This window comes from Colwellia asteriadis, assembly GCF_039523295.1.
Lineage (GTDB): Bacteria > Pseudomonadota > Gammaproteobacteria > Enterobacterales > Alteromonadaceae > Colwellia > Colwellia asteriadis.
Genome location: NZ_BAAAFA010000010.1, coordinates 80,072 through 95,644, shown reverse-complemented (window position 1 = coordinate 95,644; position 15,573 = coordinate 80,072). Strand labels below are relative to the sequence as shown.

The following is a 15,573-nucleotide window of genomic DNA, read 5'->3' as shown; positions in this document are numbered from 1 at the left end:
CATTCATACCTTTGCATTTACACATTTACATGAATACAGTAACGTTAATCAAACCATAAGCTAAAAACCATTAGGGTTTTCAGACTGCCAACGCCATGTATCGGAAATCATCGCCGTTAAGTCCAGTTTGGCTTGCCAATTCAATAATGTTGAGGCTAAGCTAGCATCAGCAAAAACTGTCGCTAAGTCCCCTGCTCTGCGCGGCACTACTTTATAGGGTATTTCTTGACCACTAACTTGTGCAAAGGTATTCACAATATCAAGTACTGAAGTGCCGTTACCTGTACCTAAGTTAATTGCCTGACATCCATTAATTTTGTCTAAGTTCGACAACGCTTTGACATGCCCCTGTGCTAAATCAACCACATGAATATAATCTCTAACGCCGGTGCCATCTTTAGTTGGATAATCGTCACCAAAAATTTGTAATTCAGGTAACCTACCTACAGCAACTTGCGCGACATAAGGTAATAAATTATTCGGAATACCATTAGGGTTTTCACCAATTAACCCTGATGCATGAGCACCAATAGGATTAAAATAGCGTAAACAAGCAATAGACCAGTCGCTGTCACTTTTTGCCAAATCAAAAAGAATTTCTTCAACCATTAACTTGGTTTGCCCATAAGGATTGGTTGCAGAAGTTGACATGCTTTCATCAAGCGGTGAGGTATTATTACCATAAACCGTTGCTGACGAGCTAAAGACAAGGTTTTTCACCTTATGCTTCGCCATAACTTTCAATAGCGTTAAGGTGCCTGCTACATTATTTTGATAATACGCTAATGGGATTTCACTCGACTCACCAACCGCTTTTAAACCGGCAAAATGAATAACGGCATCAACTGTATATTGGGTAAATAATGCTTCCATGGCTTCTTCATCGCAAATATCCCCTTCAACAAAAGTCACAGACTTATCTGTAATTGCCGAAATTCTATCGAGTACTTTAGTTGATGAATTAGATAAATTATCAACAATAATAATATCTTGTGCTGTTTGCTGTTGCAGTAACTCAACAACGGTATGACTACCAATATAACCAGTACCACCGGTAATTAATAAACTCATGTTATTCCCTTTTTCACTCTAGCTTATGAGCCGCTTTATAATGCACTTACCCTATTGTAAATCATAACGTGCTGTATTAATCCTATTTTGCGTTAAGTATTTATTATCAATACTTAACTATTAGTAATGTTATTAATGTGAGTTACTGATAGTACTCAGCCACACTGGCAATAAAAGCTTCAAGTTGCGCTTCTGGTAACTCATTTACTCCTGCTGCTGCCGCTCTACCACCACCGGTAGGGAACTTAGCACAAACATCACCTGCGCCCTGCTTGTTATTTAAAGGCGCGCGTAAACTCACGGTGTAGCTCTTTTCATTGAGCGGATTTTCTGATGACGGCTTATTTAACGTTAACACCGCATGTGCACGTCCCGGTGATTGGTTCGCCAGCTCATTACCAAAAACACCACTGACCCGTCTTGCCCATGGCTCATCGTCAAGCAATACTGCTTTAACTGCAGGTTCATCAACAATTACTTTAGCTGACTTAGCCTTGGCCATATCCGCTAAATAAGCATTTTTCAATTGTGAGAATACCGAGCCTTTTTCATTAATTAAATCAAAAGGATTGGGGTATTTTAGTAACGCTTTAAACAAATTAGCTGGATGAAAATGTAAATCATCGGTTGAGCTACCATAACCATTGTAGTTAATGTAAATCCCCAACTCATTTAACTGTAATTGCTCTTCATCACTTAACCCGTATTTTTTAGCTAAGGTACGAGCTGATGACTGCATATTATCGCCAAAAGCGGCTGCTATGGCCCAAAAAACGTAGCGATTATCTAAGTACTGATTAACAATTAAGCTTGTACAAACATTGGCATCGGTATCAAAAAGCCCCGTAAACAGTGCTGCTTGTGGAATATCACCCGTTCGATGATGATCAGCATAAAACACTTCAACACCATCATTAAGCAAAGTGGTTAATGCATCAATATTTTTTTCTAACGAGATATCTAACACAGTCACAGAGCTTGCTTTATCTGCTTTAGAGACAGCACATACTTGTTTAAGTAAGCTAATATCGCGTTTAACACCTGTGATTAACTTTGACTCTTTCGGCTGCGCTAAACGTAACTGTAATAAAGCGATAATACCGTCTGCATCACCATTAAAAACATCATAATGCATCTAATTAACCTTCCAATTGTTCTATACAGCTTGCAGGTATAAAACCTTGCGCTATTAAATGGTTAACGATTTGCTGTGCACACTGCTCAATAGATTGTTCAGCCGTTTTTACGTGAATTTGTGGTGCTTGAGGTACATCATAGCTTGAGTCGATACCAGTAAAGTCTTTAATTTCGCCAGCACGTGCTTTTTTATATAAACCTTTAGGATCACGTTGCTCACAGATACTTATAGGGGTATCAATAAACACTTCAATAAACTCACCTGACGCTAACTTCTCTTTAGCTAGTGCTCTATCGCTGGCAAAAGGCGAAATAAATGCGGTTGAAACGATAAGTCCTGCATCAATAAATAACTTTGCAACTTCAGAAATACGACGAATATTTTCAATGCGCTCTTCATCGCTAAAACCTAAATCACCATTTAAACCATGACGAACATTATCACCGTCAAGTAAATAACTATGACAGCCCAGCTTAAACAATAATGCATCAACCGCATTCGCCACGGTCGACTTACCTGAGCCACTTAAACCTGTGTACCATAACAAACAGGGGGTTTGCTTTTTTAATGCTGCACGTTGCTCTTTACTAATATGCTGTTCATGCCAAACGGTATTTTCTGTTTTCATTATCGGTCTCATTATTCTTTATGTTTCATTAAATTAGCGTTGAAAAATCGAAGGATTAAATAAGCTAATTTTTACTTAAAATGGAAAAACAATTGGGATCATTAAAATCACTGTAACGCTGTATATTATCGATATAGGTAAACCAAAGCGAATAAAATCACTTAGCTGATAATTGCCCGCGTTATACACCATTACATTGGTTTGATAACCATACGGACTGATAAAACTGCCACTGGCTGCAAATGCTACCGCCATCACAAACGGCATAGGATCTACACCTAACCCCAACGCAATATTATAAGCAATAGGAAACGCCAGTGCTGCTGCTGCACTGTTAGTAATTAATTCGGTCATAACGAGTGTTAAAACAAAAATAACCACAAACGCTAAATAAACACTATGACCATGTAAAAAGCCTTCAATGTTATCGGCAAGCATGGTCGCGATACCAGTATTTTCAATAGAGGTGGCTAAGGTTAACGCGCCTAGCACTATCATCCATATTTCTAAAGGAAAGCGACGCTTTATTTCATCTACCGTTAATGCACCACTAAAAATAAGTACCGCTAAATAAACAAATAAACAGCTTAATAATGGCAAGGGTGTAAGCACTGACACTAAAATAGCACCAATGAAGCCCCAAACAGTAATATGATCACGCCAGCCACTGAGCATATTGTCGGCTTGGTGCCCTGATAAAATATAAAAGTTTTTCGATAAGTTAGTACGAGTTGAGAAATCTTGCCCAACCGCTAACACAAGAAAGTCGCCTGATTGCAAAACAATATCGCCTAACTTTCCTGATAATGCACAACCTTCACGACGAACAGCGACAACCGCCGCATCGAAACGTGCTCTAAATCCTGCTTTTTTTAGCGTTTTACCTGCAATTGCCGAGTCAGCTTTAACTAACACTTCGGTTAAGTTATCGCGCAGCAAGTCATCTTGTTCAGCATATAAGGTTAAACCATCAAACTGCTGTAACGTTAAAACTTTAGAAATATCACCACTGAAAATCAGCTTATCGCGTGCTTGCACACTTTCATCGGGTGTCACTGGCGATATTAAACGCCCGGCACGAACAATTTCAACTAAAAACAGTGAGTCTAAGTTTCTCAAGCCATTCTCTTCAATGCTCTTACCAATTAAACTTGAAGAGCTAGATACCGCAGCCTCTAATAAGTATTGATTAGACTCATGTGTGTCTTGTTGCATTTCAGGCAAGCTAGGGCTACGAATAATAATAACCGTTAAACATAATACAAACGCGACCAAGCCAATTAAGGTGAAGTCAAAAAAGCCAAAACCAGCATAACCTTGCTTGATTAAAAGACTGTTAACAATCAGGTTAGTTGATGTACCAACTAAGGTTAACGTACCACCAAGAATGGCAGCAAAAGAAAGCGGTAATAATAATTTTCCGGGGTTAATCAGCTGATTATTTTTAATGGTGCTAATTAACGTCGCCACAACAGCGGTGTTACTCATTAATGCCGATGAAAATGCAGTACCAACAAGTAGTCTTAATGTAGATTTAATTTTTGAGCCGTTAAATACGCGCGCAGACAAACGCCGTAATATACTAGTTCGCTCAAACGCAAAGGAGCAAATAACTAATAACACCAACGTTACTAAACCTGGGTTAACTGCATTGGCAAGAATATCGTCAACGCTTACAAAAGAGAGCGCTAAGCACAGTAATACCGTCACAGAGAATACTCGCTCTGGTACTTGCTGATACTTTACTAAGCTGGCAAAGGTCGCGATAAATACCGCTATCATTAACCACTGCTCTATTGTCATTAACTTGCCTTAAAAACTCAGGTGATATAAACAAAATAATCTAGCAACCTTACCCTAAAGTGAAGTCACTAGATTATTAACGTATCTATATTAAGTAACGATTAACTAATCGTTACTACGATACTTACTTAGTAATGTCGCGCGCACCCCAATGTGGGAAATGTTTGCGTACTAAAGTATTAAACTCTAATTCAAATTCGCTATATTCGTGCACAGTATCGTCAATCGCATGATTAATCATACCAGCACCAACGGTTACGTTGGTTAACCTATCAATAATAATAAAAGCACCTGTACCTTTATTGTCTTGATAAGCATCAAAATGTAAGGTTTCACTTACTTCAAAATTAACCGAGCCAATTTCATTCACCGCAAGCTGCGCTGCATCAAGTTTTTCCATGGTGTTCACATCAAACTTGTGAACAATGCTTTGCGCATGACCTGTGGTCATTTTGCTACCATGTTTAATGAAGTATTCACGACCTGGTTCAAGTTCGTTTTCATGCATCCAAACAACCGTTGCATTTAGCTCTTTAGCTGAGTTTGGTAAACAATCTTTTTTAACAATAATTTCGCCGCGACTAATATCAATTTCATCGTCTAATGTTAGGGTAATTGCCATCCCCTTATCAGCACGTTCAATATTGCCATCAAAAGTGACAATTTCTTTTACCGTACTTTCTTTACCTGACGGTAATGCCACAATAGTATCGCCAACTAATACGTGACCTGAAGCAATAGTGCCAGCAAAACCACGGAAGTCTAAGTTAGGACGATTTACATATTGCACCTGTAAACGAAACTGTGTGTATTCATTTTTGTCTCTAACATCAATGGTATTTAATAGCTTCATTAATGTTGCGCCCGGATACCAAGGCATGTTTTCGCTTTCTTCTACCACGTTATCGCCATTAAGCGCTGACATAGGAACAAAACGTACATCTGAGAAATTTAATGATTCTGCAAATTCACGATATTCTTTCTTAATTTCTTGATAACGGTCTTGTGAATAATCCACTAAGTCCATTTTGTTAACCGCAACAACAATGTGTTTAAGGCCAAGTAAAGAACAAATAAATGAATGACGACGTGTTTGTACTTGTACGCCATAACGCGCATCAATCAAGATAATCGCTAAATCACACGTTGAAGCACCTGTTGCCATGTTACGCGTATATTGCTCATGACCAGGAGTGTCCGCAATAATAAATTTACGTTTATCAGTAGAGAAATAACGATAAGCAACATCAATGGTAATACCTTGCTCACGCTCTGACTGTAAACCATCAACTAAAAGTGCTAAATCAACGGTTTCGCCTGTGGTACCCGATTTTTTCGAGTCCTTTTCAATAGCCGCTAGTTGATCTTCAAAGATCATTTTCGAGTCATGAAGTAAGCGACCGATTAAAGTACTTTTACCGTCATCAACGCTACCACAAGTTAAAAAGCGTACTAGCTCTTTATTTTCATGTTGCTGTAAGTAAGCTTGAATATCTTCTTCGATTAAGTCTGATTGGTGACTCATTGTTTTTTCCTTCGCTAATTACGCGATTATCTCAATATAAATACTTTGCTCATCACAAATACATCAATGGTATCAATAAATAACGAGCAAAATTTCATTGTTATTATTTAACTTCAGTCAACAGTTGGTTAGAAATAACCTTCCATTTTCTTCTTCTCCATTGAACCTGCCGAGTCATGATCAATTACCCGACCTTGGCGCTCAGATGTTTTCGTTAATAACATTTCTTGAATAATTTCAGGCAACGTTTTTGCTGTCGACTCAACCGCACCCGTTAACGGATAACAGCCTAAGGTTCTAAAGCGTACGTCTTTCATTTGAACTTCTTCATCTTCACCAATTGGCATACGATCATCATCAACCATAATTAAGGTGCCGTCACGTTCAACAACCGGACGTTTTTCTGATAAATACAAAGGAACAATTGGAATACTTTCTAAATAAATGTACTGCCAGATATCAAGCTCAGTCCAGTTAGATAATGGGAATACACGAATACTCTCACCTTTATTAACTTTACCGTTGTAAATATTCCATAACTCTGGACGTTGGCTTTTTGGATCCCAACGGTGGTTATCATCACGGAATGAATAAACACGCTCTTTAGCACGAGATTTTTCTTCATCGCGACGTGCGCCACCAAATGCAGCATCAAAACCATATTTGTTTAGTGCTTGCTTCAAACCTTGGGTTTTCATAACATCGGTATGTGTAGCACTACCGTGAGTGAATGGTCCCATACCCATGGCAATGCCTTCTGGGTTTTTATGTACTAATAATTCAAAGCCGTAGTCTTTCGCCATTTGATCACGAAAGGCAATCATTTCTTTAAACTTCCAGTCTGTGTCAACATGAAGCAATGGGAATGGGATCTTACCTGGGGCAAAAGCTTTACGGGCAAGGTGTAATAAAACAGCAGAATCTTTACCAACCGAATACAACATAACAGGGTTATCAAACTCTGCAGCAACTTCACGGAAAATATGAATAGACTCAGCTTCTAGCTTTTTTAAATGGGTTAAATTCATTTGCTAATACAAACTATGGTTAAAAATTTATGATGAGATAATGCCACACTGTCGCAACAGTTTCCATATAATAAACAGCTTCAATATAACCAAATGGAATATAAAAATAACAGTAGCGCTGTTTTTGTTTTAATCTATTACGCAAATAAAAAACCAGCATAATGCTGGTTTTAAAAAGCGCCCATAAACATTTATATTTGTTCTATTATAGGCTCACGTTTATTCTGGATATACGAGCGACTTAGACTTTCAAGCGTGATTTATTATCAGCTATCACCTTAGCGCCAATTCCCTTCACATTAAGTAAATCATCTACAGACTTAAACTTACCAGTCTGCTTTCTATAAGTAATAATAGCTTGGGCTTTTTTCTGCCCAACCCCTTTGAGCGTAGTTAACTGTTCTAAAGTCGACTTGTTCAACGATACTACCTGAATTTTATGCTCAGCCCCCTTAGCTTGAGTGGCAGCACTACTCGTTAATTGTTTTTGTGGTGCTTCGGTTAATGATTGAGCGTAGCTATAATGAGTAGCGAAAGAAACAGCCGCTGTGAATGTAATCGCGAGTAAAGCTTTTAATGAAGTATTCATCTTTAATTCCTTCTAAAGTATTTGAATTCATTTGATTTAAATAGAGAAGTTGGTTAATTCAACAAAAAATCATACGTTTTTAATGATTAAAAAACCTTACTAAAAATCAAATGCACTACTAAGGTTTAGTGCTGATAATTAATTTTGTCAAATAACGTCGACGGCCTAAATCACATCAAATAATAATGATTACCGTTTGTACTGAAGTTATATTTATTTAATGCTAGCATTAATTGAACTACCACAACTTATTGCCATCAACTACTTATGCTGCGCTTAATTTATTTGTTTATTCTATTTAACTCTCTGACTTTTTCTGTGCAAGCAAATATAGCTGAATAAAATCATTGTAGTTACAACATTTACCATCATTGCTTACATAGCAAAAAATGTGGCTGGTGATGCAGTAACCCCATTTAAGCAACAACTCGCCTTATTGTCTTTCACTATTGTGCCTCATTGAAGTTAGTTGGCATAATCTTAGTCATCTCTTTACTTATAGCGCCAGGCGCCATCGCGTTTTTATTAACAAAACACTTTTCTACGATGCTCTTTATCTCGATTATTGTCGCGATCTTTAGCGCACTGGTAGGTGTTTACTTAAGCTTCTTTCTAGATAGAGCCCCTGCTCCAACAATCATCATGGTAATGACGTTTATTTTTGTGGTTACTTTCATTGTTAAACAATTAGAAAGAAAACGAGGCAAAGCGCAACCATACTTATGATCTATTATTACAGTTCGCTTTTTATGAATGAGTAGAATAAGTTTTTACTAAGTATCGAAACCCAAAAGCCAACAACTTGTAAATATTTCAGATAGTAATTTACATCTAATTAACAAACATATTCCTTGTGTGTTATGCTGCCCCCCTAAAGTTAGCCCTCCTAATAATTGATTATCATAAATGGATTTCTGCATGAAATTAAAGTGTATTTTTTCGCTCAGCTGTTTTTTCTTGTTAGCCGCCTGCGGTGGAGGAGGAGGTGACTCTTCACCAGCCTCTACAACTAAAGTAAACAATCCTCCTGTAGCCAACAATGACAGCTTTAACGTCGCGATGAATGCCTCGACCGAGCTTGATGTTCTCGTTAATGACACCGACGGCGATAACTTTAGCGTCACTGAGGTTAGTTCTCCAACAAGCGGTGCAATAGAAAATAACCAAACCAATATTACTTACACCCCAAATTCAGGTTACATCGGCAATGACAGTTTCACTTACACCATTACCGATACCCAAGGACAAAGTTCATCTGCAACTGTAACCCTAGATATTGCTAGCATAGCGCCAACGGCTGAAAATGACGTTGTGACAACAGTGCAAAGCAAAGCCGTTATTATTGATATTTTAGCTAACGACGTTTCCATCAGCGGGCATCAATTAACCATTGCCAGTGCATCATCGGCAAGCAACGGCATAATAAACCACGATGGTAAGCTCTTAACTTACACGCCAAATAACGGCTTTTCAGGAAACGATACCTTTACTTATGTTGTCCGTGACTCCTTTGGTGATGAATCAACCGCCTCTGTTGGTGTAACAATCGAAAACGTTAAGCCTATCGCTAATGATGATTCAATAAGCTCACAGCAAAACACAGCTGTAAGCATTGATGTGCTAGCCAACGATGTTGATGCTGTTGGTGATGATTTATCAGTCACCAGCCTCGACGCTGCTAGCCATGGCATCGCTAGCATAGAAGAGAATACGGTAGTTTATAACCCTAACGACGGCTTTGCTGGCACAGAAACTCTTAACTACACGATAATTGACGCTTATGGCGCTTCAAGCCAAGCAACAATAACTATAGATATTACCAATACCGCGCCTATTGCGAATGATGATAATGGTGTTGTATTAAAAAATGAGTCAGTAACCCTTGATATTTTAAGTAACGATGAAGATGTTGTTGGTGACATTTTCACCATTCAATCACTTTCATCACCACTTCATGGTAGCGCTGCCATTGTTGATGGAAAAGTCGTTTATCAACCAACCACTGATTATGTAGGAAGTGATAGCTTCGGCTATACGATTGTTGATACTCATGGCGCCTCAGACTCTGCCTTTATTGCCATTAACGTTTCCGCTGATATTACCGTTGAAGGTAAAGTTATCGGTTACGAAAAAGCAGGGTTAACCGTTACCGTATATTCTGGCTATAATGAATATAATGCAACTACTAATACTCAAGGTGAATATACTGTCTCTCTTCCAGCACTTAAAGATGAAGATATCATTACTGCTAAAGTTGAGGACGCAGCGCCAAATTTCACTATGTATGCTTATTTAGGTGATGGCGCCAAACTTAAAAAAACCACAGGTAACAATAATCTTGTTATTAGTAACCAACATATTACTAACTTAACGACTGCTGAATATGAGTTAATCGACTTAGTACTTGAAGGCGTACAAGCAACCACGTTAAACGAGTTAACTGCCGCGCAACTTGAAGCAAATAGTCACTTTCAATTGCAAATGGCAATAACCATGGAGCTGATTAATCAAGATAACGGTTTAACTTTGCCTGCTGGTTTTAACACTGTAAATCAATTCAGTAAATCAATGCCTGACATGGGTAAACAAATGGCAAAGTGGCGTGAAAATAGTACAGATTTATATCACCAAGCTTTTAACTCGCTAATGAACAATACAGAACTAAGTCACTACCCGAAAAGACTAACCCAAGGTAACCATCGACTTAATGTATCGGGCAATATCGGCTATGATAATAATGTTTTATTAACCTTAGGCGAGAATAATCAAGGAAGGTATTTGGATGATAATGACTCTCAAAGTATTACTGAACTAACGCACAATGAAAATGGTATTGACATCACATTGCAAGCATTATCTTCAAATTATCTAGATGACCTTTTTCCTGTAACAGAGCACAACTACTGTGCTAATGGCACAAAAACACGAAGTAGATACATGCTTAAAAAATTGAGTTTAACTCGTATTTATTCAACCGCACAGTATGATGTTTATCTGCAAAAAAGCAATATCAAGCAAGATGTCGACAATCCTCTGTGTCTCTCTGCTGATGATGTACGATACAACATGGTACGCCATTATCACCCTCAAGAATTTATCCTTGAACACAAAAATATATTAGTAAATAAAATAAACAAGGGGGAGGCAACCGCATTAGGGATAAATGGTGAAAATGTCAGGATTACATATTACGAGTATAAGTTTACAAAAATATCGCTAAATGAAGATAACTCCTTCATCGATAGTGCCAACCCAGATAATATCTTAACCGGTAACTGGGCTCTTGAAAGCGACCATTTACGATTGGACTACGACGATAATTTTAGTATGTTATATTATCAAACGTATACTTCTACAGGAATTCAAGGGCTAGATACATTCTATGTAGAAAATAATGAAATTCTTTTTGAGTCTTTTCGTTATCTTGTCGCCGATAAAGTACCACAATGGCAGCATACCGCTGGTATTTTCTCTAATAACACAGCTAAAATAGCCAATTTAGAATTAAATTATGACTGGTCTTTAGTATTTAAAAACGATAATACTGGTTATCATTTAAAGACAACAGGCGGGTATACCAGCCATGAGTTCAGTTGGAACATCGAAAATAACAGCTACATTACCAAGCAATATAATCTTGACGGGGCTTGGGTCAGTTACTGTGATGTAGGGCAGAGTAATTGCTTTTTATTATGGGAAACTGAATATAAAATTATTGGTGAAGTTAATGGTAAGTATGCCATGAGAGAAAAACGTGTTGTTTTTAGTCAAGATGGTAGTATATCTCATTCTTACGTACTACCATATTATTTGTATAACTTTACTCCTGATTCAGTTAAGCCTGATTAGTTAGAACCTTTTAAGTTATAGAAAATAACAGACTAACGGCTTATTGGGTAAGTAAGCTGTTAGTCTTGAAACTTAACAGATGTTTTAATAATTCAACCAATACAAGTACGAACCATTAGATACAACGCGTCATAAATACCAGTACCTAAAAGTAATCGTTATAAGAACATGTTGTTACCAAACTATTTGGCTTAACTGCTCATTACCCTCAGCTAAATTCATTTTTATAATCTTATTATTCTCCCCTACAGTGATAATACGAGGTATACCACCGCCGGCGAACTTTTTATAAATAGCGCGATCAATATCTACAGCCAATGGCGTTTTAATATTATGTGCTTGCTGCCAAGCTTTAACGGTTGCCTTATTTTCTTCTCGCGCAATTGCTATCACTTCAATAGTATCGTCAGCTAATAGCGGGGAGTTATTTAGCGCTTTTAATAAGCGGTTTGAGTCAGAACACCATGAGGCAAATAAAATCACTAATTTCTTTTTACCTACCTGTTGTAGGTTTATTGTTTTTCCCTCGAGGGTGGTAATTTCCCGAATCGGCAAAATATCACCTGAATGGACAAACTCAGGGTATTTACTAGCACTTTTTTTAGGCTGGCTAATAATAAAAGGATTATCAGCTTGAGCTGAAGTCGCTTCTTGCTTACTAGCTTGCTGCGCGTTATCTTGCGCTGTACTTTGGCATGCCGATAACAATACCGCAGCACTGAAGACACAAAGCAATTTATAGGTGGTTTTCATAACTACACTCAACTTATTTTATTATTATTTTTAATAGTATCAATTCGATACAATTTATCAAACGTTAAACCAAGGCAGCCTAAGCTGCCTTAACTTGTCGCTTACCATGAGACTTTTTCATTGACAGTAAATATATCGCTGGCACGATAAACATTGAGAGTACCGCTGAGAACATTAACCCCCAGACAATAGAGGTGGCAACTGGTGCCCAAATAAGCGAGCTTCCCCCTAAACCTGTCGCTAAAGAAAACAGCCCAGCGACGGTGGTAAAAGTGGTAATAATAATAGGTAACATCCGTCTTCTTGCCGCGTAAAATGTGGCATGAAGTAAACTCATCCCCTGCTCTATATTACTATTTGCTTTAGAAATAAGCACAATCGCAGAATTCACTGCAATACCTGCAAGGGCAACAATGCCATACATAGTAAATAAACTTAAGGGGTTACTGGTAACAATTAACCCTAATATTACGCCTGTAAATGCCATTGGCACTGTTGCTAAAATCATTAACGGCTGAAAATAACTACTAAACTGCGTTGCTAAAATTAAGTACATTAACGCTAAGCCGAATAAGAATAGCACGCCAATAGCATCCATACTTTCTTGAATATCATCAAGCTCTCCTGAAAAGTCTAAGTCAACATTAGGGTACTTTGCCATAATAGTTGGCCAATGATCTTGTAATAGCTTATTAGCAGCAACGGTATTTAATTCAGCCTTATTGATATCAGACTCTAAGGTAATAGTACGTTTAAAGTTATAGTGGCGTAAGTTACCTTTTACTTGTGCGGTAGTAATGTCAACCAACTCACCTAATGGCACTTTATTACCATTAGCTAAGGGCAGTTGCATTGCTAAAACATCTTCAATGTTGTCAAAGCTATGGTTAAGGGCTTTCGCTGATTGAACCCGCACTGACACTTGGTCACCTTGGTGTTGAATTTGGCTGGCAATTTCACCATCAACTAACGATTTAATAGTGCGCATAACCACATCAGGACGAATTCCGGTACGATAAATAGCATCGTTATTAAGCTTTAACGTTAAACCATAACGACCTGCGCTATCATCATCGCTAATATCCATAAAATTAGGATTTTTACGCATAAAACTGGCGAGTTCATCTGTTGCTTGTCGTAATTCACTATAGTCATTACCTCTAACTTTAACGCTAATCGGCTTACTCGTTGGCGGCCCCCCTGCAAGTGTTAGAAAGGCTATATTCATTGGACCGGCAACTGAGGTAACCTCTGTGCGCATCGACTCAATAATTTCATCGACGGTGCGATCATCACTTTCTGCAGGATTAAGGCTCACTAATATTTGCCCGTAATGATCGCCAAACAAAGGTTCCATTTCGGTGTATTGCTGCCCTGCGTAACTCACAACAGTTCTAACTTCACTTTCTTTCACGTGCTTATTAACAATATCTTCAATGGTTAATACTTTATTGAGCGTACCTTGTAATGAAGTACTAGTGGGCATGGCAATGTTGACATAAAACAGGCGAAGTTGGTCTGAGGCAAAAAAGTCGACTTTGATCATACCCGCGACTAATGCGCCAATAGCCATCACAAAAAGTAATACCAACATCATTATAGCGCGCAGTGGTTTACGTAAGACTTTAAGTAAACCTTTACAGTATTTAATGCGCAGCCAGTGGGTAAATTGATGACGTAATAATTGTACTTTTGAAGGCTTAACAAAGTTAATTTTAGTTGCCATGATGTGTCCTGGTAACATCCAAAAAGCTTCAATTAAGCTAATGGCAAGTGCCAAGGTGACCACCATAGGAATTACCATCATAAACTGCCCTAAAATACCCGGCAGTAACATTAAAGGTAAAAAAGCCGCCATAGTCGTTAATACTGAAGCCGTTACAGGGCCAATGACTTCAAATAAACCATCATGAATGGCTTTAAAGGCGTTGCTGCCACCGTGGCGTAATCGGTTATAAATAGACTCTACCACTACTACGGCATCATCAACTAACATCCCTAGGGCAATTACAATACCTAAAAACACTGAAGTATTAAGGGTTTGCCCTAAAAGGTCGAGAGAAAAAAATGTACCGGCTAATGTAAACGGTATACCGATAGTAATAAGTATTGAGATTTTGCTACCTAAAAATAACCAGGTAATTAGCATAACAAATAGCAAGCCAAAAATAGCGTTAGTTTGCATGATATTTAAGGCATTTTTAGTAATTAGGGTTTGATCGTCTGCTAACGTGACAATAACGGCTAAGCCATCTGCATTTTTGTTTTTTTCAGTAATGTACGTATTAATACGCTCAACTAATTCCAGCGTATTTGATTTCTCACGCTTCATAATAGCAAGCATAACCGCTGGTCTGCCTTGATAGCTCACCAGTTTATCGGCTTTTGCTCGAGCGCGAGCAACATTAGCCACATCACCAATACGTACTCGTTGCGTTAAATGGCTACTAATAATAGGAAGCTGCGCTATAACATTAGGATCTACTGTCGTTCCATCAACCCTAACTAGCCAGCGCTCTGCAGCTATATTAGCTGATCCTGCTGAAATATCTTGAAAAAATAAACGGATGGTATCGGTAATATCAATAGGTGAAACGCCAAGTGCTTGTAGCTTGTCTACATCAAAGCGTATTTGTAGTTCAGGCTCATAAAGCGCGGTAGGCTGTACTCGGTCTACCCCTTTAATACGCGCTAAATCTCGCTCAACCCCCCGAGCTTTTTCACGTAAATTTTCATCATTTGCTGCGCCATGCACTAATACAGTTGCACTGGGGAATGCATTCGATGAGGTGACTTCAAAAATTAGTGGTCGCTCAACCTCCACGGGCAGTTTGTCTTCAACATTTTGAATTTCACGGCGTAAGTCAGAAACACGTTTATCAAAAACACGATCACCAACATCTTGAAAGCGAATAAGGATACTTGAAATACTCTCGCGCGAGTTACTCGAGACAAACTTCATATCTTGTAACTTTTCTATCGCCTCTTCCATTGGCAACGTTACTTTTTGTTCAACATCTTCAGCAGAGGCGCCAGGGAGAATGGTAGTTATTTGAATCCAATTAAAATTCACCGTAGGGTCTTGCTCACGTGGTAAATTTTGGTAACTAACAAAGCCAACTAATAATACTAACGCGAAGGTTAAGTTAGTAAAAACATGGTTTTTAATTAAACGAATTAGCATGTTTT

11 protein-coding genes are annotated in these 15,573 nt (G+C 38.2%); 2 read left to right on the top strand and 9 right to left on the bottom strand.

Going from position 1 to position 15,573, the window contains the following annotated elements; genetic code table 11:
• Window positions 1-60 precede the first annotated feature (60 nt).
• The 7 genes from galE to ABD005_RS14505 form a co-directional block, all read right to left on the bottom strand.
• On the bottom strand, window positions 61-1,071 hold the full coding sequence (galE, locus tag ABD005_RS14535; RefSeq protein ID WP_343818326.1) for a UDP-glucose 4-epimerase GalE: 1,011 nt from the start codon (window positions 1,069-1,071) through the stop codon (window positions 61-63).
• A gap of 142 nt (window positions 1,072-1,213) precedes the next feature.
• Window positions 1,214-2,206, bottom strand: a complete 993-nt coding sequence (locus ABD005_RS14530; RefSeq protein WP_215978714.1) for a DHH family phosphoesterase — start codon at window positions 2,204-2,206, stop codon at window positions 1,214-1,216.
• Window positions 2,207-2,210: 4 nt separating this feature from the next.
• A complete protein-coding gene (gene cysC / locus ABD005_RS14525; RefSeq protein WP_252738753.1) occupies window positions 2,211-2,837 on the bottom strand; it encodes an adenylyl-sulfate kinase in 627 nt (208 codons plus the stop codon).
• A 75-nt stretch (window positions 2,838-2,912) separates the two neighbouring features.
• Entirely contained in the window at window positions 2,913-4,640 is a 1,728-nt protein-coding gene (locus tag ABD005_RS14520) for an SLC13 family permease (RefSeq protein ID WP_343818323.1), read from the bottom strand.
• A 124-nt stretch (window positions 4,641-4,764) separates the two neighbouring features.
• The gene (gene cysN / locus ABD005_RS14515) at window positions 4,765-6,165 is read right to left on the bottom strand and encodes a sulfate adenylyltransferase subunit CysN (RefSeq protein ID WP_215978717.1); all 1,401 of its coding nucleotides are present in this window, start codon (window positions 6,163-6,165) and stop codon (window positions 4,765-4,767) included.
• Window positions 6,166-6,293: 128 nt separating this feature from the next.
• The gene (gene cysD, locus ABD005_RS14510) at window positions 6,294-7,193 is read right to left on the bottom strand and encodes a sulfate adenylyltransferase subunit CysD (RefSeq protein WP_215978718.1); all 900 of its coding nucleotides are present in this window, start codon (window positions 7,191-7,193) and stop codon (window positions 6,294-6,296) included.
• A 241-nt stretch (window positions 7,194-7,434) separates the two neighbouring features.
• Window positions 7,435-7,782: a ComEA family DNA-binding protein gene (locus tag ABD005_RS14505; protein WP_343818321.1), complete on the bottom strand. Its 348-nt coding sequence runs from the start codon at window positions 7,780-7,782 to the stop codon at window positions 7,435-7,437.
• A 435-nt stretch (window positions 7,783-8,217) separates the two neighbouring features.
• Between ABD005_RS14505 and ABD005_RS14500 the strand changes: the two genes are divergently transcribed.
• Window positions 8,218-8,508 carry a metal ABC transporter permease gene (locus tag ABD005_RS14500; protein WP_215978739.1) on the top strand — a complete coding sequence of 97 codons (291 nt, stop codon included), beginning with the start codon at window positions 8,218-8,220 and terminating at the stop codon, window positions 8,506-8,508.
• Between the two features lie 192 nt (window positions 8,509-8,700).
• Window positions 8,701-11,631: an Ig-like domain-containing protein gene (locus tag ABD005_RS14495; RefSeq protein WP_343818319.1), complete on the top strand. Its 2,931-nt coding sequence runs from the start codon at window positions 8,701-8,703 to the stop codon at window positions 11,629-11,631.
• A gap of 174 nt (window positions 11,632-11,805) precedes the next feature.
• On the opposite strand, the gene ABD005_RS14490 is transcribed toward ABD005_RS14495, so the two are convergent.
• Window positions 11,806-12,384: a TlpA family protein disulfide reductase gene (locus ABD005_RS14490; protein ID WP_343818318.1), complete on the bottom strand. Its 579-nt coding sequence runs from the start codon at window positions 12,382-12,384 to the stop codon at window positions 11,806-11,808.
• 79 nt (window positions 12,385-12,463) lie between these two features.
• Complete coding sequence (locus ABD005_RS14485; RefSeq protein WP_343818317.1) at window positions 12,464-15,568, bottom strand: efflux RND transporter permease subunit; 3,105 nt, start codon at window positions 15,566-15,568, stop codon at window positions 12,464-12,466.
• Between the last annotated feature and the right edge of the window lie 5 nt (window positions 15,569-15,573).

Bases quoted from the DNA above. Each gene is read 5' to 3' on its own strand.
- galE (WP_343818326.1), bottom strand. From the start codon at position 1,071: ATGAGTTTATTAATTACCGGTGGTACTGGTTATATTGGTAGTCATACC.
- ABD005_RS14530 (WP_215978714.1), bottom strand. From the start codon at position 2,206: ATGCATTATGATGTTTTTAATGGTGATGCAGACGGTATTATCGCTTTA.
- cysC (WP_252738753.1), bottom strand. From the start codon at position 2,837: ATGAAAACAGAAAATACCGTTTGGCATGAACAGCATATTAGTAAAGAG.
- ABD005_RS14520 (WP_343818323.1), bottom strand. From the start codon at position 4,640: ATGACAATAGAGCAGTGGTTAATGATAGCGGTATTTATCGCGACCTTT.
- cysN (WP_215978717.1), bottom strand. From the start codon at position 6,165: ATGAGTCACCAATCAGACTTAATCGAAGAAGATATTCAAGCTTACTTA.
- cysD (WP_215978718.1), bottom strand. From the start codon at position 7,193: ATGAATTTAACCCATTTAAAAAAGCTAGAAGCTGAGTCTATTCATATT.
- ABD005_RS14505 (WP_343818321.1), bottom strand. From the start codon at position 7,782: ATGAATACTTCATTAAAAGCTTTACTCGCGATTACATTCACAGCGGCT.
- ABD005_RS14495 (WP_343818319.1), top strand. From the start codon at position 8,701: ATGAAATTAAAGTGTATTTTTTCGCTCAGCTGTTTTTTCTTGTTAGCC.
- ABD005_RS14490 (WP_343818318.1), bottom strand. From the start codon at position 12,384: ATGAAAACCACCTATAAATTGCTTTGTGTCTTCAGTGCTGCGGTATTG.
- ABD005_RS14485 (WP_343818317.1), bottom strand. From the start codon at position 15,568: ATGCTAATTCGTTTAATTAAAAACCATGTTTTTACTAACTTAACCTTC.